Origin of the sequence: Bacteroides ovatus, assembly GCF_001314995.1 — a bacterium.
Classification (GTDB): domain Bacteria; phylum Bacteroidota; class Bacteroidia; order Bacteroidales; family Bacteroidaceae; genus Bacteroides; species Bacteroides ovatus.
Genome location: NZ_CP012938.1, coordinates 2597438 through 2620762, shown reverse-complemented (window position 1 = coordinate 2620762; position 23325 = coordinate 2597438). Strand labels below are relative to the sequence as shown.

Annotated in this window: 15 protein-coding genes; 9 read left to right on the top strand and 6 right to left on the bottom strand. The window is 43.0% G+C overall.

What is annotated here, in order from left to right; genetic code table 11:
* Positions 1–18 precede the first annotated feature (18 nt).
* The 6 genes from Bovatus_RS10425 to Bovatus_RS10400 all read left to right on the top strand — a co-directional run bounded on the left by Bovatus_RS10425 (position 19) and on the right by Bovatus_RS10400 (position 13473).
* Positions 19–1164 (top strand): hypothetical protein, encoded by a 1146-nt coding sequence (locus Bovatus_RS10425; protein WP_004299451.1) that lies wholly within the window; start codon positions 19–21, stop codon positions 1162–1164.
* Between the two features lie 179 nt (positions 1165–1343).
* A complete protein-coding gene (locus Bovatus_RS10420) occupies positions 1344–4865 on the top strand; it encodes a SusC/RagA family TonB-linked outer membrane protein (RefSeq protein ID WP_004299453.1) in 3522 nt (1173 codons plus the stop codon).
* Positions 4866–4884: 19 nt separating this feature from the next.
* Positions 4885–6642, top strand: a complete 1758-nt coding sequence (locus tag Bovatus_RS10415) for a RagB/SusD family nutrient uptake outer membrane protein (protein ID WP_004299455.1) — start codon at positions 4885–4887, stop codon at positions 6640–6642.
* Positions 6643–6666: 24 nt separating this feature from the next.
* Positions 6667–8226 carry an endonuclease/exonuclease/phosphatase family protein gene (locus Bovatus_RS10410; RefSeq protein WP_004299457.1) on the top strand — a complete coding sequence of 520 codons (1560 nt, stop codon included), beginning with the start codon at positions 6667–6669 and terminating at the stop codon, positions 8224–8226.
* Between the two features lie 256 nt (positions 8227–8482).
* Positions 8483–10657, top strand: coding sequence for a DNA topoisomerase 3 (locus Bovatus_RS10405; RefSeq protein WP_004299459.1), 2175 nt, complete (start codon positions 8483–8485; stop codon positions 10655–10657).
* A gap of 776 nt (positions 10658–11433) precedes the next feature.
* A complete protein-coding gene (locus Bovatus_RS10400) occupies positions 11434–13473 on the top strand; it encodes a hypothetical protein (RefSeq protein ID WP_004299462.1) in 2040 nt (679 codons plus the stop codon).
* 81 nt (positions 13474–13554) lie between these two features.
* Here the strand turns inward: Bovatus_RS10400 and Bovatus_RS10395 are convergent, their stop codons facing one another.
* Entirely contained in the window at positions 13555–14421 is an 867-nt protein-coding gene (locus Bovatus_RS10395) for a formylglycine-generating enzyme family protein (protein ID WP_004299463.1), read from the bottom strand.
* Between the two features lie 250 nt (positions 14422–14671).
* Between Bovatus_RS10395 and Bovatus_RS10390 the strand changes: the two genes are divergently transcribed.
* The gene (locus tag Bovatus_RS10390) at positions 14672–15730 is read left to right on the top strand and encodes a linear amide C-N hydrolase (RefSeq protein ID WP_052587958.1); all 1059 of its coding nucleotides are present in this window, start codon (positions 14672–14674) and stop codon (positions 15728–15730) included.
* A 110-nt stretch (positions 15731–15840) separates the two neighbouring features.
* Here the strand turns inward: Bovatus_RS10390 and Bovatus_RS10385 are convergent, their stop codons facing one another.
* On the bottom strand, positions 15841–17205 hold the full coding sequence (locus Bovatus_RS10385) for a dipeptidase (protein ID WP_004299465.1): 1365 nt from the start codon (positions 17203–17205) through the stop codon (positions 15841–15843).
* Entirely contained in the window at positions 17205–18281 is a 1077-nt protein-coding gene (aroC, locus tag Bovatus_RS10380; RefSeq protein ID WP_004321863.1) for a chorismate synthase, read from the bottom strand. Before aroC ends, Bovatus_RS10385 begins: the two co-directional genes overlap by 1 nt.
* A gap of 161 nt (positions 18282–18442) precedes the next feature.
* Between aroC and Bovatus_RS10375 the strand changes: the two genes are divergently transcribed.
* Positions 18443–19009 (top strand): calycin-like domain-containing protein, encoded by a 567-nt coding sequence (locus Bovatus_RS10375; RefSeq protein WP_004299469.1) that lies wholly within the window; start codon positions 18443–18445, stop codon positions 19007–19009.
* Positions 19010–19103: 94 nt separating this feature from the next.
* Here the strand turns inward: Bovatus_RS10375 and Bovatus_RS10370 are convergent, their stop codons facing one another.
* Positions 19104–19892, bottom strand: a complete 789-nt coding sequence (locus Bovatus_RS10370; RefSeq protein WP_004321862.1) for a porin family protein — start codon at positions 19890–19892, stop codon at positions 19104–19106.
* Between the two features lie 119 nt (positions 19893–20011).
* Positions 20012–21097, bottom strand: coding sequence for a PCMD domain-containing protein (locus tag Bovatus_RS10365; RefSeq protein WP_004299471.1), 1086 nt, complete (start codon positions 21095–21097; stop codon positions 20012–20014).
* Between the two features lie 133 nt (positions 21098–21230).
* On the opposite strand from Bovatus_RS10365, the gene Bovatus_RS10360 reads away from it, so the two are divergent.
* On the top strand, positions 21231–22517 hold the full coding sequence (locus Bovatus_RS10360; protein WP_004299472.1) for an L-cysteine desulfidase family protein: 1287 nt from the start codon (positions 21231–21233) through the stop codon (positions 22515–22517).
* Between the two features lie 141 nt (positions 22518–22658).
* Here the strand turns inward: Bovatus_RS10360 and Bovatus_RS10355 are convergent, their stop codons facing one another.
* On the bottom strand, positions 22659–23237 hold the full coding sequence (locus Bovatus_RS10355) for an FKBP-type peptidyl-prolyl cis-trans isomerase (RefSeq protein ID WP_004313581.1): 579 nt from the start codon (positions 23235–23237) through the stop codon (positions 22659–22661).
* Positions 23238–23325: the final 88 nt, after the last annotated feature.

Genomic DNA, 23325 nt, shown 5'->3' with positions numbered 1-23325 from the left:
ATTGTAAAGAAATCAAGTATGAATATTACTCAAATAGGCAGATTTGGGATGCTGTTGATGATGGCATCTGTTGCAATCTCGTGTTCTGACCCTAATCCTTTGGACTCATACACTCGTGTTCCGTTCGAAAAAACGGAAACGGATGACGGAAATGGTGATGGTGACGGAGACGGTGCCGGCGGTTTGTTCGAGAAAGGAAACGGAACGGACAGCAAACCTTATATGATAATGAATGCTACGCAGATCAGAAATATGCGTAGTGTGTTGAAATCGGGAATGAAAGTTTATTTCCAGTTAGGTGCTGATATTGATATGGCAGGCATTGATGACTGGCAGTCGTTGAATGGTTCCGGTGATTTTCCTTATGAAATAGATTTTGACGGAGACAGCCATGTCATTAAGAACTTCAAATGTTCTGCCGGTGATTATCCAAGTTTCTTCGGAGTATTGTGCGGTGATTGTCGTAATGTGGGCTTTGTGAATGCTTCTGTATCATCTGCTCGGCAGGGGATTGGAATTATTACCGGTTATCTCGGACTTAAAGATAAAGGTAACGGAAATAAGACAGGAAGAATTGTGAACTGCTATACGACCGGCGAAGTAATCGGTTCTGGTGCGGCAGGTGGAATAGCCGGTGTATTGGCAAATAGCTATGATGGGCAGGAAAGTTATATAAAGAACTGTTATTCAAATGCAACGGTCAGCGATCGGGCGGCAAGTGGCGGAAAAGCAGGCGGTATTGCTGGACGGAAAGTAGGTGTCGGCGGATTTATTGAGAACTGCTATGCATACGGAGCAGTCAGTGCAACTAAAGGAGGCGTAGGCGGTATTTTGGGACAAATTGACAAAAGTTGTGACATTGCTATCAAGAACAGCGCAGCATGGAGTAACTTGACCGGAGTGGATGCTTCGTCAACCGTAGGACGCATTGTTGGGGTCTCTGCTTCATTAGGCAGTTATGAGAATTGTTACGCCTGCGAAAGTATTGTACTCAAAGTGAATGAAAAAACGATTACCGCATCAGACGAATCATCAGCCACAGGAACAACTTTTCACGGAGTGGCGAAGTCAGCGGAAGAACTGGGGAATATCATCGTAGCCTGGAATCCGAATCTTTGGAAAAAAGGAACGAACGGTTATCCGATATTCCAGTGGTCTGAATAAATAAAGCCAGTCGATACAAAAAAGCAGAAATAATCTGCTTTTTTGCTTTTATAGGGGTTGGGCAGATGAATGATGAGTTGTTTTATCTTATAGAAGCGATTCAGAGAAATACTACAATCGAATATATATATCCTTAAATATAAATCACTTTAAATTGTAACAACTTAATTGATAAAATTATGAATGACCGAAGAAACTCATTTTTTAGACTGTTTCTCCTGATTCTGTTGTGTTTGGGCGTCCAGTCACTACGGGCGCAGACAGTTACAAAGGTCTTTAAAAATGAGCCGCTGAAGGCGGTATTGAAAGAAGTTGAGCGGCAGACGAAGTACTCCATTATCTATAAAACGGACGAGGTTAATGAAAACAAGAAGATAACGGCTTCCTTTCAGCAGGCAACTGTTAATAATGTGCTTGCTACTGTTTTGGATAAGGATGTAGAGTATAAACTACAAAACCGGATGATTATCATCACAAAGAAAACAGAACGTAATACTACTGCCGTCCCATCGCAGCCTTTACATCGGGTTACGGGGAAAGTGGTCGATGTGAACGGTGACCCGGTAATCGGTGCCAGTGTACAGGTGATGGGACAGTCTATGGGAACGATCACGAATTTGGATGGTGAATTTACATTATCCTCGGTTCCGGCCAATGCCCTAGTCGTTGTGTCCTATATTGGATTTGAGAAGAAAGAAATTAAAGTCTCCGACTTGCAGAAATCTTCGAGAGTAATACTCCGGGAGGATACGGCTACGCTGGAAGAAGTGGTGGTGGTAGGCTATGGTACTCAAAAGAAAATAAACCTGACGGGAGCTGTTGCAGTAGTAGACAGTAAAGCGATGGAAGACAGACCCGTGCCGAGAGCCTCACAGATGTTGCAAGGGACTGTGCCCAATATGAATGTAACTTTTGGGTCTGGGTATCCGGGAGCTTCGGCAACTATCAATATCCGTGGTGTGAATTCTATCAGTGGCAATGCATCGCCATTAGTGCTGATTGACGGAATAGAAGGGGATATCGACCGCTTGAATCCGAATGACATCGCTTCCATTTCCGTATTAAAAGATGCATCTTCGGCCGCTATTTACGGGGCTCGTGCTTCTTATGGTGTTATCCTCGTGACTACCAAGGAAGGCTCCGCCCGCAAGACTACCGTTTCGTATGATGGAAGATATTCATGGAGTAATCAGACGACTTCTACTGATTTTGAAACCAGGGGATATTATTCGGCAGGCATCAACGACTTGTTTTATACCAATTATAACGGAAAGCCTTATACCAACTATACGGAAGAAGACTACCGCCAGCTTTGGTTGCGCCGGAATGATAAAACGGAGAATCCCGAACGTCCCTGGGTAGTTACCGACCAACGTGACGGAAGAGATACATACGTCTATTACGGTAACTTCGACTGGTATAATTATCTTTATCGTAAAAACAGACCGATGTGGGAGCACAATATCAGTGTCAGTGGAGGAAATGAAAAGTTGAACTATTATTTATCAGGAAATACAGTTGACCAAACGGGTATCTTCAGACAGAATCCTGATAAATACAAGGTGTATAATTTCAGAAGTAAAATCTCGGCAAAGATCACTCCACGACTGACAATCAGCAATAACACGAAGTACCATTATAATAGTTACTCTTATCCGGGATTATCGGGTATTAATAACAACTTCAATACTGCGGTGAATCATGCACTGGCGAGCTTTGTACCCATTAATCCGGATGGCAGTGCGGTGTATCTGACTTCGTTGAGCAATTCTGCTGTTTTGGATGGCATGGGAGCTATTCTTGCTTATGGAAAACATAAGAATGAAGACCAGCGGTATGAGTTTTCCACGACTTTCGAAGCAAGTTTCAATGTAATGAAGAACCTGAATGTCCGTGCAAATTACAGCTACCTGCACTATAACTATCAGACCATGAACAGAACAGTAAATGTACCATATTCTAAGTATCCGGGTGAGATATCCTATCTGACTACCGGAAGCGGTGTGAATCAGTTGAAAGAAACGCAGACCAATCATTGGTATCAGGCTTTCAATGTTTATGGTGATTATATGCTGGATATTGCCGACCATCAGATAAAAATCATGGCAGGTTACAATTATGAAACCAAGCGCCTGAAAGATATCAAAGTCTCCCGCCAGGGCTTGCTCTCCGATGACTTGAATGACTTAAATCTGGCAGTCGGAGATGCGATGACTATGTCCGGCGGACAAAATGAATATGCGCTTTTGGGAGCATTTTATCGTCTTAATTACTCCTATAAAGGAGGTCGTTACCTATTTGAGACGAGTGGACGCTATGACGGAAGTTCACGTTTCAGAAGCGGACACCGTTTCGGTTTCTTCCCCTCGGCTTCCGTAGGATGGAGAATCAGTGAAGAACCGTTTTTCGGGAATTTAAAGAAGAATATTGATAATGTGAAATTGCGTCTGTCATACGGTTCGTTGGGAAATCAGCAGGTAGGATACTACGATTATATCCAAACCATTAATACCAACGGTACAATGAATTATATCTTTGGCGATCAGAAGAAAGGCTCTTATGCAAGTGTCTCCGACCCGAATTCCGCCGACCTGACCTGGGAAACCGTTTCGACTTGGAACGTAGGACTCGATCTCGGATTCCTGAACAACCGTCTGAACCTGACTGCCGATGCCTATGTTCGTGATACTAAAGGTATGCAAACTTCCGGCAAAAAGCTTCCCGGTGCTTATGGAGCCAACGAGCCCAAGCAAAATGCAGCCAACTTGCGTACCAAAGGCTGGGAATTGATGCTGACCTGGAATGATGCTTTCAAACTGGCAAACAAACCTTTCCGTTATAACCTGTCCGTAGGCTTGGCAGATAATACATCGGAAATAACCAAATTCGATAATCCTTCCAAGATATTGAGTGATTATTATGTAGGTCAGAAATTGGGAGATATCTGGGGATATGTAGTAGACGGACTTTTCAGAACAGACGAAGAAGCGGCAAACTATAACGTCGACCAAACAGCAGTCAACTTCGTTATCAATACAGCGCAGGTGAATCCGGGACTTCACGCCGGTGATATGAAATTTGTTGATTTAGACGGCGACCATACAATATCTTCCGGCTCGAACACGGCAGATGATCCGGGCGACCGTAAAATAATCGGAAACTCATTGCCGCGCTATACATACAGTATTCAAGGTGGATTCGACTGGTATGGATTCGACTTCTCCATCTATCTTCAGGGAGTAGGACATCAAGACTGGTATCCGGGTACTAATTCTGTATTCTTTTGGGGACCATACGCTCGTCCGTATTCATCGTTCATTCCACGCGATTTCTTGAGCCAGGTATGGAGCCCGGAAAATCCCGATGCTTATTTCCCACGTCCGATAGGGTATCTTTCCCTCGGCAATAACCGTTCTTTGGGAGTGGTGAACGACCGTTATTTGCAGAATCTGGCTTATTGCAGAGTGAAGAATATCACAGTAGGCTATACGATTCCCGCCGTATGGACGAAGAAGGTAAAGATAGAACGCCTGCATATCTATTTCAGTGGTGAGAATCTGTTTACCTTCTCTCCGCTAAAGAGCGACTACATTGATCCGGAACAAGCATCGGCAGAAAATTCCATCCAATCGGCAAATGGTAACGCAAAGTTGTATCCCTGGTCAAAGACCTATTCTTTTGGAGTGAACGTAACTTTTTAAACTAACTAATATTTGAATTATGAAACCTGTTTATATAGTATCTTGGTTGTTCGCGTTGGCGATATCTTTCGTGTCTTGCGACGATTGGTTGGATAAGACACCCAAAGACCGCCTGTATCCGGATGTATATTTCAAGACTGAAGATGAGTTGCGATTATTTACGAATCAGTTTTATAACAATCTGGTTCCGTCCGCTGTCGATATTTATTCCGAGTCGTCCGATTTGATTGTCAAGTCCGACTTGATGCTCGAAATGTCCGGACAGCGCATCATACCCGATGAAGGAAACGGTTGGAATTTTACGGCACTTCGCGATATTAATTTCTATCTGCAGTATTCCCATAACTGCACGGAAGTGAATGTCCGTAACCGTTACGATGGTGTTGCCCGTTTTTTCAGAGCTTATTTCTACTTTGAGAAGGTGAAGAGATATGGCGATATTCCCTGGTATGACAAAGCACTCGACTCGGATGATCCCGAATTGTATAAAGCCCGGGACTCACGTGAATTTGTCATGCAGAAAATGCTGGAGGACCTGGATTTTGCGATAGCCAATCTTCCGAAAACGAAGAATGCGTATGTACTGACCCGGTGGACGGCATTGGCTCTGAAATCCCGTGTCTGCCTGTTTGAGGGTACTTTCCGTAAATATCATGGACTGGAGGATTATGAAAAATACTTGAATGCTTGTGTCTCGGCTTCTGAAACCTTTATGAACGAAAGCGGATATACACTCTATAAATCGGGCAGCACACCTTACAGGGATTTATTCGCTTCCATAAATCTACAAGCGGATGAAGTGATTTTCGGGCGTGACTATGAAGCTTCTCTTTCTGTGCTTCATAATGTGCAGAATTATGAGAACTCCACCACAATGGGACGTCCGGGAATGAACAAGAAGATAGTGAATTCTTATCTGATGGCGGACGGAAGCCGTTTCACGGATAAAGCCGGTTATGAAACGATGACATTCGAACAAGAATGTCAGAATCGGGATCCGCGACTGGCACAAACCATCCGTACCCCTGGATATACGAGAATCGGAAGTACAAAGAAAGAAGCCCCGAACCTGGCTTATACCATGACCGGATATCACCTGATAAAATATTCGATGACGGCTAACTACGATGAATATAATAAATCGTGCAACGATATTCCCCTGTTCCGCACGGCAGAGGTGTATCTGAATTTTGCAGAAGCAAAAGCCGAACTAGGCACTTTGAAGCAAGCCGACATCAATAAATCTATTAAATTACTTAGAGACAGGGTAGGAATGACTAACCTGGATATGGAACTGGCAAATTCAAAACCCGACCCGTATTTGATGAGTGCCGCCACAGGTTATCCGAATGTGAAAGGAGCCAATCAGGGAGTAATCCTTGAAATCCGTCGCGAACGAACCATCGAACTGGTAATGGAGGGTTTCCGTTATTACGACATCATGCGTTGGAAAGAAGGTAAACTATTTGAGAACGATCTGCTGGGAATCTATGTTCCCGGGCCCGGAACTTACGATTTAGATAAAGACGGTACGGATGATGTCTGTTTCTACGTAGGAACAAAACCTGCCGGAAATGTACCTTTATATTTAGAGATCGGCGAGCTGATTCGCTTGTCGAATGGCGAAAGTGGTTATATCATCTGTCATAGTCTGATTACCAAGAAATGGAATGAAGACAGAGATTATTTGTACCCTGTTCCTATCAGCGAACGTACTTTGTCCAATGGTGTGATAACACAGAATCCCGGTTGGAATGACGGATTGAACTTTAATTAATTAGATTCAGAAATATAAATTCTTATGAAAAATATGATTTCTTATATATGTCTTTTGGCAACCGTGTTTGCCAACTTGTCCTGTGCCGACGACATGGACAACTCTAAATTCGATAATATGATACCTTACGGTAAACAGGAAGTTTCCTATACTTATCCGAAAGGGGAGGGGAACCTTAGAGTGTTGACCTTTAATATAAGGCATTGTGCCGGTAACGATGACGTGATTAATTATGACAGGACAGCCGCTGTTATCAACGGAATGGAACCCGATGTCGTTTGCCTGCAGGAAGTGGACTACATGACTACCCGCAGTAATAAAGTCGACCAATTGAAAACCTTGGCGGATAAAACAGGCATGAATCACTATTTTAGTAAGTCAATCGCTTACCAGGGTGGTGAATACGGTAATGGCCTTTTGTTCAAAGGGACGCCGATCAGCACGAAGACTTATCCCCTTCCCGGTGCCGAACTCCGTTCTGCTGCCATAGCCGAATTTGAGAACTATGTAGTTATCTCCACCCACTTGGCTTTGGAAGAGAATAATAGAGTTGAATCTGCAAAACAGCTCACAGACCTTGCCAAAACATATAATAAAGTGGTTTATATGGCTGGTGACTTTAACGAGGACTTGATGAATGGCACATTCTTTACGGAACTGAAGAAAGAATGGGAGGTTGTCAGTTCTACAGAAAACACTTTTCCTACCGGACAGGCTACCAAACGGATTGATTTTGTCGTTACTTTGAAAACTCCACCTACCACTGTGGTAAAATCGAATGTAATATACAACCTGGATGGTGTCAACGTAGCAATAACTTCCGACCATTATCCACTTTATTGTGATTTTAAGAAGCCGACCGGACTTGAAGAATATCCGAAGGCAGAAGGTGACCTGCGCATAGGTAACTATTTCCTGACCTATTGTAAAGGTACAGATGGCGTGATTGATTACGACCGGACAGGACGTATTATCGCCAAAATGAATGCGGATATTGTCTGCTTGCAGGGACTGGATAAGGAGACGGAACGTTCGGAAGGTATCGACCAGTTGAACGTACTGGCACAGAAAGCAAATATGCATGATTATTTTGCTAAAGTCATTGATTATAAAGGCGGTGAATTCGGTGTTGGTATACTGACAAAAGAAGAACCTGTAAGTGTAGACAGATACCAAATGGCGGGAAAGAGCGAGATGCGTGCAGCCATGGTAGTGGAATATGAAAAGTTTGTAGTAGCCAGTACCAACTTCGATACGGATATGGCAAAGCGTATAGAGGCCCTTCAAACGTTAGAAACGAAACTGTCTGCCTATAATAAACCTGCATTCTTGTTAGGATACTTCAATGAGGGCGACTTGGAAAGCGAATTTTTCCAAATGGTGAAGAGTAACTGGAATCTTCTTAGTGCCGATAAGTCTACCGAAGTCAGTGGTAAGAAACGTCGCCTTGACTTTATCGTGTCTTTGAAGAGTCACAACGTAAATGTGACACAGGCTGATGTGATAGAAAGTCTGTCGGGAGTAGATGTGACCGTTGCTTCTACACATTATCCTCTTTTTTGTGATTTCTCCGGTTTAAAATAGAAACGTTATAGAGAGGCTGCACAGAGCTATGCACATATCGTGTGTAGAACTGTGCAGCTTCATTATATAGCTTATCAAACATCAAATGGAGTGGTATAAAAAAGGAGAAAGCGGTACATCTTGAAAACTATTCAGTTGAAGTTATCATTCTTTCTCCGATCTATGCCTTTATGGACTTTTTTCTCTCTTCATGCGGTCAATGAGAAATAATCGTGTAACTTTGTAAGCTGTTAGTGTAAAAACAAGAAGAGAAAAAATGATAGTTTGCATAGCCGAAAAGCCATCAGTAGCACGCGATATAGCCGAAGTACTCGGCGCTCATACCAGAAAAGAAGGATATATAGAAGGAAACGGATACCAGGTGACCTGGACATTCGGGCATCTTTGTACCCTGAAAGAGCCGCATGAATACACGCCTAACTGGAAATCATGGAATTTAGGTAGCCTGCCAATGATTCCTCCACGTTTCGGCATCAAGTTGATAGAGAATCCTACCTACGAAAAACAATTCCACATTATCGAGGGACTGATGCAGAACGCAGATGAAATCATCAACTGCGGTGATGCCGGGCAAGAGGGAGAATTGATTCAGCGTTGGGTGATGCAGAAAGCAGGTGCACGCTGTCCGGTGAAACGTCTGTGGATTTCTTCATTGACAGAAGAAGCTATCCGGGAAGGGTTTGCGAAGCTGAAAGATCAGACAGATTTTCAGTCACTCTATGAAGCCGGACTTTCTCGTGCGATGGGTGACTGGCTATTAGGAATGAACGCCACCCGTCTTTACACCATTAAATACGGTCAAAATAAACAGGTACTCTCTATCGGTCGTGTACAGACACCGACTCTGGCACTGATTGTCAACCGTCAGTTGGAAATAGCCAATTTCGAACCCAAGCAATACTGGGAACTGAAAACCAACTATCGGGATACCACTTTTTCCGCACTTATCCGCAAAAGTGATGAAGAAATTGCTGCGGAAGAAGAAAAGAACGGTGGAAAAAAGAAAATAGATAATCCGGGTATCGACCCTATCGCTAACCGGGAAGAAGGCGAGGCATTGGTAGAACGCATAAAGGATCTTCCGTTTGTAGTCACTAGTGTTGGCAAGAAAGATGGGAGAGAGTTCGCCCCACGTTTGTTCGACTTGACTTCTCTTCAGGTAGAATGTAACAAGAAATTCGCTTATTCGGCTGATGAAACGCTGAAACTAATCCAGTCTCTTTATGAGAAGAAGGTAGCTACCTATCCGCGTGTCGATACCACTTTCTTGAGTGATGATATTTACCCGAAATGTCCCGCTATCCTGAAAGGACTCCGTGATTACGAAGTCTTGACGGCTCCGTTAGCCGGCACTACACTTCCTAAATCGAAAAAGGTATTTGACAACTCGAAGGTGACGGATCACCACGCCATTATCCCCACCGGAGTCTATGCTCAAAACCTGACGGATATGGAACGTCGTGTCTATGACTTGATAGCCCGTCGTTTTATAGCCGTATTCTATCCGGACTGTAAGATTTCTACTACTACCGTCATGGGAGAAGTGGATAAGATAGAATTCCGGGTAACCGGAAAACAAATTCTGGAACCGGGATGGCGTGTCGTGTTTGCAAAGGACGTAAAAGATCCTACTGAAGAAAAAGAGGAAGAGGATGAAAATGTACTCCCTACCTTTGTGAAGGGTGAAAGTGGTCCTCACATTCCCGACTTGAACGAGAAATGGACACAGCCGCCCAGACCTTATACCGAAGCGACACTGCTCCGTGCAATGGAAACAGCCGGAAAACTGGTGGATAATGATGAACTTCGTGATGCCTTGAAGGAGAATGGTATCGGCCGGCCGTCTACCCGTGCTGCCATCATTGAAACACTGTTCAAACGAAATTATATCCGTAAGGAGAGAAAGAACCTGATTGCCACCCCGACAGGAGTGGAGTTGGTGCAGCTCATTCACGAAGAATTATTGAAATCGGCGGAACTGACAGGTATTTGGGAAAAGAAGCTTCGCGAAATTGAAAAGAAGACATACGATGCCCGCCAGTTTCTCGAAGAACTGAAACAGATGGTTTCGGAAATAGTGATGAGTGTACTTTCTGATAATACAAACCGACGCATTACTATTCAGGATGCAGTAGCTGCAAAGGCTGAAGAGAAAGAAAAGAAAGAAACTAAAAAGCGAGAACGTAAACCGAGTGCACCGAAAGAAAAGAAACCGAAAACAGAAAAAGCGGTAAGTGAAGTGAGTTCTAATTCGGCACCTTCTCCGGCTCCGGTTACTACTCCTGCTTCAATTCCTTCTGCTACAGGTGATGTAGATACGTTTGTAGGTCAGCCATGTCCGCTTTGTGGTAAGGGAATTATTATTAAAGGAAAAACCGCTTACGGATGTTCGGAATGGAGAAATGGATGTACTTTCCGGAAAAATTTCTAATAGAAAAGGGATAAAAGTAAAAAGTCCGTCATATCACGAAGAGAGTGAGAGATGGAGGTGCTGCAATTAGCAGGTTAGATTTAATCTGCATGATATGAATGCGGCCTCTTTATTATGCTGTATTGAAATAAATTAAGTATGTTTGCATTCCAGGCAAATTTCCTATCTTACTATTGCTTTTTACTGATTTATTTTGTATCTTTAGTGGTTTTCATCCTTTCAGAGATAGATGGTCACCTTATAGAATGATTAATATCACCTTATAAAGTGACGTTTGTCATTCTATAAGGTGACTATTATCCCGTTGTAAGGTGACAACTACTTGAGTGCATAAAAGATTCTAGTTTTCTGCATAGAAAATCTTAAATCTATGCACTGAATAATCTTAAATACAATAAAGATTATGGAGATATTACTTTATGGAAGTAGAATATCTTACTCCATTTTTATACGAATTTTACTTCGTTCCATAGCTGTTATCTTGCGATTAATGTCTTCTTGTACTGGTGAATTTCATTTTATATACTGCCATACGATAACAAGGTAAAGTACACTGCTGAAAATAGTTAAGTGAAAAACTATTTGATTTGTTGAAAAATACTATATTTGTACACAACTCTAAATATTCTATTTATGAAACACGACTGTCAACCAAACCCATTGATACGGATTATATGGTATTGGTGCATGATATGGTACGATTATCAGAACAAATAGCTCGAAATATACACAATATGGGCAGGACTTGTATGTTTTGCTATCAATAAGTTATAAGCATGAACCGTTTTATAAACTACTACAAGAAGATATTCTCACAAGAGTATATGGATCGCACCATTTCGGGAGGTATCAAGTCGCAGCTCACCCTGTTACTCGTTACTATTGCTACGGTGCTGGCTATCTTCTTTATCATCGTGATGTTCTTTTCTATCCAATTGTATGGACATGAGGAATGGGGCGAAAGGCTCTGGGTGGTGTACAACAACTTTGTGGATCCTGGTAACCAAATGAACGAGACAGCTTGGTCCAGCAGGCTATTGCTGGGAATTGTTAGCTTTTCGGGATCCATTTTATTGGGCGGTGTGCTCATCTCTACCATTTCCAACATTATAGAGCGGCGTGTGGATGTAGTAAACACGGGGCGAATGACTTACCGCAACATAACTCAACATTATGTATTGATAGGCTTCAATGAACTATCTATCAATATGATACGCGAACTATATAACGAATGTTCTTCGGCACGTATCTTACTGATGAGCGGTATAGAGGCGGCAACGGTACGTCATCGCATACAGTCTGCCTTGCCCATCGAAATAGAGCGGCAAGTGCTTGTTTACTTTGGCAACATTGAGTCGATCGAAGAACTTCAGCGGTTGAACATAGCGAGCGCGAGTGAAGTGTATGTACTGGGTGATGAAGAACGTTGCGGACGCGATGCTAAAAATATAGCGATTGTGCATTTGGTGAGTGCTCTGCGTGGCAAATGTTCCGATGGCAAGGTGATGCCTGTATATGTGCAGTTCGACAGTATCCCTTCGTACTCTAACATACAGAAAATGAATCTGCCGCCGGAGGTGTTTTGCATTGAGGGGAAACCTAATATTTTTTTCCGTCCCTTTAACCTCCACGAGAATTTGGCCCGGCAACTATGGAGTCTCTATGCTGCCGATAGTGAAAGATATTATGATCCGCTAGACTATCGCCCCATAAGCATAACGCAACAACCTGATGGAAACTGGACTGCTACTAGTCAAGACTATGTGCATCTGGTTATTGTGGGATTCAATCGGATGGGACGCTCGTTGCTGCTTGAAGCACTACGTATCTGCCATTATGCCAATTACGATGACCGTCTGCCGACAGATGAGCGCATACGTACCCACATCACTTTAGTAGATCGAGAGATGGAATCACAGAAAGACTACTTCAAAGCTCAATTTCCTTATATAGAGAGTCAGATAGGCGATATTGAGGTAGAATATTGCCATGACGACATTTGTAGTACTGCTATGCGCACCCGTCTACAACAATGGGCACAAAATAAACACTGTATGCTTACAGTGGCTATTTGCGTGCATGATCCCGATTTGAGTCTCTCATTAGGACTCAACTTGCCGCATGAGGTTTATCAACATCAATGTCGTGTACTTATCCGTCAGGATTTCAATAACGATTTGTCGTCGATAGTGGACGATGAGCAAGGGCGTTATCGTTATGTCAAGGTGTTTGGTATGGTAGATAGGGGGATGAAGAAAAATATCTTGCAGGATAAACTGGCTTTGTATGTGAATTACCTCTACGATTGCTGCTATACAGATGAAAGCCTCAAGCAGAAAGAGGTGTTGAAGAAGATGTATGAATCTTATGGCAACCACTCTGCCGATTTCATTTTGATGAATCATCAGGCACAGTTTCTGTGGAACAAATTGAGCGAGCCGTTACGTTGGGCTAACCGCTATCAACTGGATGCCTATAGTGTATTTTGTCGTACGCTAGGCTACGGTATTAAGCGGAGCGACCGTTCGCCGGCACGCATATCCGAATCTATGTTCAATGAGAATCTACCGTCTCAAGTTTTGTGTCTGTTGGTGCGCATGGAGAAATACCGATGGAATGCCGAGCGTACAGTGGCTGGCTGGAGACGTGCCGAGGTGAAAGATAAAGTTTTCTTGCAACACCCTCTCATTATGCCTTTCAACGAATTGCTGCAAAAGTACCCCGAAGAGGTGGAGAAGGATGCCGACGTTATTCTTAATCTGCCTTATGTACTGGCATTGGGAGGGTATGAACTTTATAAACTGGCCGATCAATAAGTCGACTTGACATTTGTATATAATAACAGTATTTAGAACAATGAGGAGCTAAAATAATACAGTGAATAATATGCTCCTCTTTTAATTTGGTAGTGACACTACCAACCGTAATCCGTAATCAATATCCCATCGTTGCGGGTTAACTCCGTAGCGGCTGGTGACTTTACAATATTTCTCGAAGGTATAATAACTACCTCCACGCAACACTTTATGCGTATCTTTTTCGCTTATAACCGGAGCGATGTTTCCGGTAAAAGGAACCTTTCTGTCATACCAGTCCATACACCATTCATATACGTTTCCACTCATGTCATAAAGTCCCAGTTCGTTGGGCTTCTTCGTCCCTGTTTCTTTGGACACGTAAGTATTATAATATTTTTCTCTAAACCAGGCAACCTGTTCTGCATTATTGCTGCCGGCATAGATGAAATTCTTGGTTTTTACTCCCCCACGTGCTGCATATTCCCATTCTGCTTCGAAGGGGAGACGGAAGGGTAGACCGCTTAATTGAGAAAGTTTTTTGGTAAATCGTTGAGCGTTGAACCAATTGACTTGGTCTACCGGATAGTTACGTCTGTGTTGGTTAGAAGGATTTTCTCCCATAATGACATACCATTCATCCTGACTAACTTCATATCGGTTGATGAAAAAAGAGGCTACATCCACGGGATAGTTGTTGTTGTCTCCGAGATTGGCTGTACCACCTTCCACATAAACCATATTCCATAGTATATAGCGTATAACCTCTTTTTGTTCTTTATTTATTGTTGGCGACCAGTGCAAGGCTTTTTCCAATTTGGAGGGGAGAGTGTCAATAATACTTGCTTCTCTTCGACATTTATCGTGGTATCGTTGCCACATTTGTTGTTCTTGCGCTCTGCTTGATAATGCGATTCCTTGTAATAGAAAGCAAATGATTATAGTTTGTTTGGTGTACTCTTTTATCATGATAATTGTATGTTTATTTATTGGACGAACTAAAGTAGCAATGACTGCAATAGTAACACTTAAATTTATTTAATATTTTTCGCTAAGAAATGATCTTTGTGATGATAACCCTCATACGTTGAAAACCCAAAATTTCTTCCTGCATTGGATAAATGCCTTTTTTTCATTAAAATCCTCTTTCTTTTAGGCAATAATCGTGGCGCGTTTGTTATTTATAAATAAGAAGATCAATTATTTAAATAGAATGAACATGAAGAAAAAATTAGCAGGAGTTGCATTGGTGTTGGCTGCCGTCTCTTTGATGAGTGTACAGCCTGTAGAAGCATGTACGCGTGCAGTGTATATAGGCCCTGACCAGATGGTGGTAACAGGACGTACAATGGACTGGAAGGAAGATATCATGACGAATATCTATGTATTTCCGCGTGGCATCCAACGTATGGGACATAACAAAGAGAAAACTGTGAACTGGACTTCCAAATATGGAAGTGTGATTGCTACAGGATATGATATAGGTACTTGTGACGGAATGAACGAGAAAGGATTAGTGGCTAGCCTGCTTTTCTTGCCGGAATCCATTTACTCTCTTCCCGGCGATACCCGTCCGGCAATGGGCATCAGCATTTGGACACAGTATGTGCTTGATAACTTTGCCACGGTACGCGAAGCGGTGGATGAATTGAAAAAGGAGACTTTCCGCATTGATGCTCCCCGTATGCCGAATGGAGGACCGGAGTCTACCTTACATCTGGCCATAACCGATGAAACAGGCAATACGGCTGTATTGGAATATCTGGATGGGAAATTAAGTATTCACGAAGGAAAAGAATACCGGGTGATGACAAATTCTCCTCGATATGAACAGCAGTTGGCCATTAATGATTACTGGAAAGAAATCGGTGGCTTACAGATGTTACCCGGAACCAATCGGGCAAGCGACCGTTTTGTACGGGCTTCATTCTACATTCATGCCATTCCCCAAATTGCGGATGCAAAGATTGCAGTTTCCAGCGTATTGAGTGTGATGCGTAATGTTTCCGTGCCATTTGGTATTAATACACCGGAGAAGCCTTATATATCTTCTACCCGTTGGCGTTCCGTATCCGATCAGAAGAATAAGGTATATTATTTCGAATCTACCCTGACTCCGAATTTGTTTTGGCTGGATTTGAAGAAAATTGATTTTAGTCCGAAAGCCGGCATTAAGAAACTGTCTCTGACAAAGGGCGAAATTTATGCAGGTGATGCAGTGAAGGATTTGAAAGACAGCCAATCATTTACCTTCCTTTTCGAGACTCCGGTCATGTAATTTGTCAGTGTGATAGATATATAAAAGAGTGGTGGACAAATGCTTGTAATCAAGCTTGTTCACCACTCTTTTATATGTATCGTTTATAACTTGATTGTTATTTATCCGCTTTATCGTCTGGCATATTCCTGATGAAACTCTATGACTGCCTCTATCCCTTTCCGGAAGATATCCAATGAGCAGTTCTCGTTCGGAGAATGGATCGCATTCGATTCGAGTCCAAATCCCATCAATACGGTTTTGATTCCCAATACCTGTTCGAAAGTAGAGATGATGGGAATACTTCCGCCACGGCGTACCGCCAACGGCTTTTTCCCGAAAGCGATCTCGAAACCTTTCTCTGCTGCCTGATAGGCAGGAAGTGAAATCGGGCACACATATCCTTGTCCCCCGTGCATGGGAGTCACTTTTACCTGTACTGTATCAGGCGCGATACTAAGAATATAATCTGCGAACATTTGCGAAATCTTATGGTGATCCTGATGCGGTACTAACCGGCAAGATACTTTAGCATAAGCCTTTGAAGGCAGTACGGTTTTAGAACCTTCTCCTGTATATCCGCCCCAAATGCCACATACGTCAAAAGACGGACGGCAACTGTTACGTTCCAATGTGCTATATCCTTTTTCTCCGAAAAGCTCTTTTACACCGATTGCTTCTTTGTATTTCTTTTCGTCAAAAGGAATATGGGCTATCATTTCCCGTTCGGTTTGCGGCACTTCTTCCACATCATCGTAGAATCCGGGAACAGTGATACGTCCGTCGGCATCCGTTACTTTGCTAATAATCTGGCAAAGCGCGTTGATCGGATTGGCTACCGCACCCCCGAAATGTCCGGAATGCAAGTCACGATTCGGTCCCGTCACTTCTATTTCCCAATAAGCCAGCCCGCGCAGACCAGTAGTCAATGAGGGCAGTTCAGCTCCTAGCATACTCGTATCCGACACCAGAATAACGTCTGCTTTCAGCAATTCTTTATGTTCTTCGCAGAAAGCTTCCAGACTGGGTGAACCTATTTCTTCTTCACCCTCGAAGATGAACTTCACATTATTCTTCAGTAATCCGTTTTTGACGAGATATTCAAATGCTTTCACCTGAATGAACGATTGTCCTTTGTCATCATCCGCTCCACGTGCCCAGATATGTCCGTCACGTATTTCCGGTTCAAACGGTTCGCTTTTCCAGAGTTCCAATGGTTCGGCCGGCATCACATCGTAATGAGCGTAGATTAATACAGTCTTTGCATCCGGGTTCACGATCTTTTGAGCGAAAACAACCGGATTGCCCTGTGAGGGCATTACCAATGCTTCGTCCACACCTGCTTCCAATAACAGTTGTGCCCAGCGTTCCGCACAAGCCAGCATATCGTCGTGGTGCTCTGGCAGAGCACTGATACTGGGAATGCGAATAAGGCTGAACAAGTCATCCATCATCTTTGGTTCGTGTGCCGCTATGTATTTCTGAATCTCGTTCATTAGAGTTGCGTCGTTTTATCCAGTAAGTAATAATCGAGTATGGTCATGGCAGCCATTGCTTCTACGATAGGTACGGCACGAGGTAATACACAAGCGTCATGACGTCCGCGTGCTTTCAGAGTGGTGTCGACGCCATCAATGTTGACAGTTTCCTGTTCCATCAGCAGCGTGGCAATCGGTTTGAACACTACACGGAAATAGATATCCTGACCATTACTCAATCCTCCCTGAATACCTCCGGAGTGATTGGTGTGCGTCTCGATCCGTCCGTTATTGTTATAGAAAACATCGTTCTGTTCGGAACCTTTCATTTTCAATCCCTTGAATCCTTCACCGTATTCGAATGCTTTGGCAGCGTTGATGCTTAACATGGCGTTACCCAGGGCAGCATGAAGTTTACCGAAAACAGGTTGTCCCAATCCGATGGGGCATCCCTTAATGACACAGGTCAGTGTACCTCCGATGGTATCGCCTTCACCTTTTACCTTATATATAAGGTCTGCCATTTCTTTTGCTTTTTCAGGGTCCGGACAACGTACATCGTTGGTTTCTATCAGGTCGAAATTATAGTCCGAGTAAGTACCCTCCAGTTTGATAGGACCTACCTGCGAGGTATAGGCAGTGATGTTGACTCCCAATTGGCGGAGTGCCAGCTTAGCCAATGCGCCGGCTACCACGCGCGAAATCGTTTCGCGTGCGGAAGAACGTCCGCCGCCACGGTGGTCACGGATTCCGTACTTCACTGTGTACGTGTAATCAGCGTGTGAAGGACGATATACATTTTTCAGATTGTTGTAGTCATTGGAGTGTTGGTTTTCATTCCAAACGATAAAACCAATAGGGCATCCGGTGGATTTCCCCTCAAAAATACCTGAAAGAAACTCAACTTTATCAGCTTCTTTACGTGCAGTGGTAAGAATGGATTGTCCCGGACGGCGACGATTAAGTTCTTGTTGTACAAATTCTTCGTCGATGACAATTCCTGCCGGAAATCCGTCAATCACTCCTCCAACTCCTTTTCCATGAGACTCACCGAAACTTGTGAGCCGAAAGATATTGCCAAATGAATTAAACATAGTTGTGGCTTTTTTAAAATTACTATATGCAAATATAACAAAGTTTTCGATAAGAAAGTTGTGAACTCGAAATATCTTCGAAAAAGGAAGCATATTGAACCTTTTTTCTTCTTTTTAGTTTATAAGGGACGAATTTATTATAATAACTAAACCAAAGACGTATGAAAAAGAATCTATTGTATTTATTGGCATTGGTCTGCTCTCTTACTTTCTTTGCTGCTTGTAGCAGTGACGATGACGACAGTGATAACAAGGATAATGGGAATCCTCCTGAAGAGGAAGCTGTGATAACGGCTCCGGATGTAGTCGGAACGTATTGGGGAAATCTGGATATATCCATGATACCGGATGGTTCTGACCAGGAAATTGTCATAGGAGATGGAATAGAGAAGTTTATTACCCTATCGCAGGTCAGCAATACGGAAGTGAAGATTGAACTGAAGGAGTTTGAATTGTTCATCAATCAACAGATTCTGAAGTTTGGAGATATTGTTGTTGATAAGTGTGAAGTGAAGAAAGGGGAAGGTGTGTCTACATTTACCGGACAGCAAGACCTTACGTTTGAGGGAAATGCCGCTGCTTTGGGTACTTGTCCTGTAACTGTTACAGGAACGGTAGAAGATGGAAATGCAGACATGACCATTAACGTGAAAGTGCCTACATTGCAACAGACTGTAAAGGTGACCTACTCCGGAGTGAAACAGGTGGCAGAGTCTGGTGGAAATTAATTTCTTGTTCACCACAGATTACACAGATTATTTATATTGATAGTCTATGACTTATAAATCAATCTGTGTTAATCTGTGTAATCTGTGGTGAGACTTAAAATGCGTACCCAAAACCTATATTCAAATAGATAGGATACATTGCAAAAGTGATTGTATTAAAATCGCTTTTAAATATATCGTTCAATCCCCAGGTGAGATCAGCATACACATTGAGGTGCTTGAAAGCTCGCCATCCGGCTCCCACCTGTAATCCCCACTGGAAATGTCTCAAGTCGTCCGAGAAATCGTAGGTTGCAATTTTGTCGTCGGTAAATTCTACTTTCGGACCGGTGGGATCATCTTCCCGCAAATATCCTTCGTACACATGACCTGAAAATTCTCTTGAAAGCAGATACGAGAAATAAGGTCCGGCTTTGATGTTCCATCGGTTACTTAGTTTGTAGGTAGCCATTAGAGGTATAGTTAGTCCGGCGGTATGTACTTTGGTTTTCACTCCGCCCGTCCATACTCCGCTGATTCTTTCACCTCCTTGTCCGAGAATTTCCATATTGTAATTTTTTACGGTGGCTTCGGTGGTCATTGCTTTGTTTTCGAGCCGGAGTCCGACTATGATCCCGAGTTTGTTCTGAACGGCAATCCATTTGGTTACTTCGCCCCCTATGCTGATGGCCAGTGTCGGGTTATATCCGTCAATCGAACGGATTTCTACCGGAAGGGGAAGCGGGGCTGTGCCGCCAATGCTGAAACCTGCTTTGATTTCATATTCCAGTCCGTGAAGGGCGGAACGGATCAGTGTTTCATTTCGGTCTACCTGTGAATAGCCGGGGAGAGCTATTCCTATACAGGCTAGTAAACTGAATATATACGGATAGATTCTTATCATTATGATTGTTATAAAGTTATTTAATTCCGTTCGTTTGATAATGTGCACGTTTTGTATGAGTACATTGCTTGAGCGCATTATCAGCGTATTGCTATGGGAAATTCTTCTTCGAAATCCCGCTAATTTTCCGAGCGATAGATTAACTCTGCCTCGTCGATCAGTAATGTACTTCCGATTGCTCCGTTAAAATGATCTCCTTCCAGGCTTGAGGTGAACACGATGGCTATATTATATTTCCCATCCCTTAGCTTCTCCTTATCAATGAATTTTCCGGGGAGAGTGATGAAAGGAAGTTTAAAGTAAGTCCATTCGTTCGTTTCTTTGGCATTATTAATCCGTGCTGTTGAAATCAGGTTCGGACTGGTGAATGCATTCGTTCCGTCAAGAGTAGGAACAGATTCGCTGGTTTCGTACATGATGGCATATATGTCACAGATGTCCCGTTTCCCGTTCACTGGCTTTCCTCCTTCTGTAAACTGATCTCCCGCTTTGTATTTATAATAACCTGCCAGATAAGTGGGTACATGCCGGAAAGGGAGGCCGAATTTGGTTGCTTTCAGAGGATTGCTCATAGCGTTATTCACATCGAAAGAGCCGATAAACAGATTTCCTGCCGCAATAGGCATTCCTGCTATCTGGCCGAAGAATCCGGTACTGCGTGTCACTAAGGAGAGGCATTTGCCGGCTTTTCCGTCTGTTATTTGGAAAGTGGGATAATCATCGGCTGTTTTAGCTACTCCGGTCATGGCATAACCCGCATTTCCGCTGGCCCATTCCATGACGACCTTATCTCCTTCGCGTTCCACAAATATATAGTACTTCTTTCCGCCCAGTGTATCTTCGAAATTATAGTTCGTGGCAAGTTCCGTGTCGATCACTGATACGGTATACATTTTCTTCCAAACACCATCGGCAGCTGTGACAGTATATTCCTGTGGGGTATTGAAGTTTCGTTCCGTGCCGCTAAGCGGACTGATCGCAGCTCCCGGAGTCAGTGTAAATTCAGGCTTGAGTTCTGAAATATCAGTTCCCGGACCAACAAAGATAGTTATGGAATTATTGTTAATAATAGGACTGGTTGTCATGGCTACTCCCGGTAGTATACAACTTAATATGTCTGCTTCTGCATTGAGAGCTTCTTCGCGGATACATGAAGAGGAAACAATAGCTAGTAGCAAATAAACAACTATGTGTTTTGCTTTCATTTTTCTATCAATTCTTTCTGTTAAAGTTTGGTGTATGGGAGGTTTTATAACAATATGAGATTTTATTTGTTCATTATAGAATGTTGGAAAAGAAAGAATTTCCTATTTTTGTGGAACCAAAACTTATAAGTCCATGACTGAATCAGAAAGAAGGCAAATTATAGAATTGATTAAGAAGGAGGTCATTCCGGCTATCGGATGTACGGAACCTATCGCAGTAGCGCTTTGTGTAGCTAAAGCTGCCGAAACACTGGGAGCGAAACCGGAAAAGATAGAAGTCCTGTTAAGTGCTAATATATTAAAGAATGCCATGGGAGTCGGAATACCGGGAACGGGTATGGTCGGGCTTCCCATAGCGGTTGCTTTGGGTGCGTTGATTGGCAAATCAGATTATCAGTTGGAGGTATTGAGGGATTGTACGCCGGAAGCGGTGGAGCAGGGAAAACAATTCATCGCAGAAAAACGGATTTGTATTTCTCTAAAAGAAGATATTACGGAAAAGCTGTATATCGAAGTGATTTGTAAAACGGAAGATAAAACGGCTAAAGCCATCATTGCCGGTGGACATACTACCTTTATATATATAGCCAAAAATGAACAAACGTTGCTCGACAAGCAACAGACAGTCAGCGAGGAAGAGGAAGAGGCTTCGCCCGAACTAAACTTGCGTAAAGTATATGACTTTGCACTGACTGCTCCGCTGGATGAAATCCGTTTCATCCTTGACACAGCCCATTTGAACAAAGCTGCTGCCGAGCAAGCCTTTAAAGGTAACTACGGACATTCTTTAGGGAAAATGCTTCGGGGAACTTATGAGCATAAAGTGATGGGGGATAGCGTGTTTTCTCATATCCTCTCTTATACGTCGGCTGCCTGTGACGCCCGTATGGCCGGTGCTATGATTCCTGTAATGAGTAATTCCGGCAGTGGTAATCAGGGGATATCCGCTACACTTCCTGTCGTTGTCTTTGCAGAAGAAAACGGAAAAAGTGAAGAAGAACTGATCCGTGCTTTAATGCTTAGCCATCTCACTGTTATATATATCAAACAAAGTTTGGGACGTTTGTCTGCTTTGTGTGGTTGTGTGGTAGCTGCCACAGGTTCCAGTTGTGGAATCACCTGGTTAATGGGAGGAAACTACAATCAGGTTGCTTTCGCTGTTCAAAACATGATTGCCAATTTGACAGGAATGATTTGTGACGGTGCAAAACCGAGTTGTGCCTTGAAGGTAACCACCGGAGTTTCGACAGCCGTACTGTCTGCCATGATGGCAATGGAAGACCGTTGTGTGACTTCCGTAGAAGGAATTATAGATGAAGATGTAGACCAAAGTATCCGTAACCTGACAAGAATCGGCTCGCAAGCCATGAACGAAACGGATAAAATGGTACTTGACATCATGACGCACAAAGGATGCTGATTTTAAGTATTAAGTATCAAGTATTAAGTATTAGGCATTAAGTATTAGCCGGAATGACGGCATAAAAAAAGTATTAAGTATTAAAACTCCGGTTATATCCGCACGGAATTAATACTTAATACTTTATACTTAATACTTCAATTAATGACAGTGTCCGCCTTCGCAACCGCAGTCGTCGCCACAGCCATCACCGCAGCTGTCGCATCCGCAACCGCAACCACCTTCGCCACTCATCATTTTCACCAATTCCTGGATTTCTTCGTTAGTAGCAGGACGGCTTTCCAGTATTTCACCTTCGAAAATCAGGTCGGCACCAGCCAACGGGTGATTGAGGTCAACTACTACAACATCCGGTTTGATTTCTACTACGCTGGCATTTACGCGCTGACCGTCGCCAGTCATCAAAGGTACGATGTTACCTTCTTTAATACGTTCGCTATCAAACTTGCCATCTATTTCAAAAATATTTTTGGGGAGGTCAATAACGTGTTGTTCGTCATATTGTCCGTAAGCCTTATCTGCCGGAATGGTAAAATCAAATTTATCACCTTTAGAAAGAGCAGTTATCTGATTTTCGAAATCTTCGAGTGTTGTTCCTAATCCTGAAATGAATTGAAAGGGATGTTCTGCTTTTGCTTCTTCGAACAACTCTTTTTCACCATCTTCCATTGTATATAGTTTGTATGCAACGGTAATGTACTTGTTTTCTACTGTTTCCATCTGATCTTTTTTGTTTCTGATTAATAATTCCCGTAAATACGGGTCTACAAAGATACGAATTATTTGCTTGTACTCCGGTATAGGGAGG

Coding starts and splice junctions, on each gene's coding strand:
- Bovatus_RS10400 (WP_004299462.1), top strand. CDS start 11,434: ATGAACCGTTTTATAAACTACTACAAGAAGATATTCTCACAAGAGTAT.
- Bovatus_RS10410 (WP_004299457.1), top strand. CDS start 6,667: ATGAAAAATATGATTTCTTATATATGTCTTTTGGCAACCGTGTTTGCC.
- Bovatus_RS10415 (WP_004299455.1), top strand. CDS start 4,885: ATGAAACCTGTTTATATAGTATCTTGGTTGTTCGCGTTGGCGATATCT.
- aroC (WP_004321863.1), bottom strand. CDS start 18,281: ATGTTTAATTCATTTGGCAATATCTTTCGGCTCACAAGTTTCGGTGAG.
- Bovatus_RS10425 (WP_004299451.1), top strand. CDS start 19: ATGAATATTACTCAAATAGGCAGATTTGGGATGCTGTTGATGATGGCA.
- Bovatus_RS10360 (WP_004299472.1), top strand. CDS start 21,231: ATGACTGAATCAGAAAGAAGGCAAATTATAGAATTGATTAAGAAGGAG.
- Bovatus_RS10385 (WP_004299465.1), bottom strand. CDS start 17,205: ATGAACGAGATTCAGAAATACATAGCGGCACACGAACCAAAGATGATG.
- Bovatus_RS10405 (WP_004299459.1), top strand. CDS start 8,483: ATGATAGTTTGCATAGCCGAAAAGCCATCAGTAGCACGCGATATAGCC.
- Bovatus_RS10390 (WP_052587958.1), top strand. CDS start 14,672: ATGAAGAAAAAATTAGCAGGAGTTGCATTGGTGTTGGCTGCCGTCTCT.
- Bovatus_RS10355 (WP_004313581.1), bottom strand. CDS start 23,237: ATGGAAACAGTAGAAAACAAGTACATTACCGTTGCATACAAACTATAT.
- Bovatus_RS10370 (WP_004321862.1), bottom strand. CDS start 19,892: ATGATAAGAATCTATCCGTATATATTCAGTTTACTAGCCTGTATAGGA.
- Bovatus_RS10420 (WP_004299453.1), top strand. CDS start 1,344: ATGAATGACCGAAGAAACTCATTTTTTAGACTGTTTCTCCTGATTCTG.
- Bovatus_RS10365 (WP_004299471.1), bottom strand. CDS start 21,097: ATGAAAGCAAAACACATAGTTGTTTATTTGCTACTAGCTATTGTTTCC.
- Bovatus_RS10375 (WP_004299469.1), top strand. CDS start 18,443: ATGAAAAAGAATCTATTGTATTTATTGGCATTGGTCTGCTCTCTTACT.
- Bovatus_RS10395 (WP_004299463.1), bottom strand. CDS start 14,421: ATGATAAAAGAGTACACCAAACAAACTATAATCATTTGCTTTCTATTA.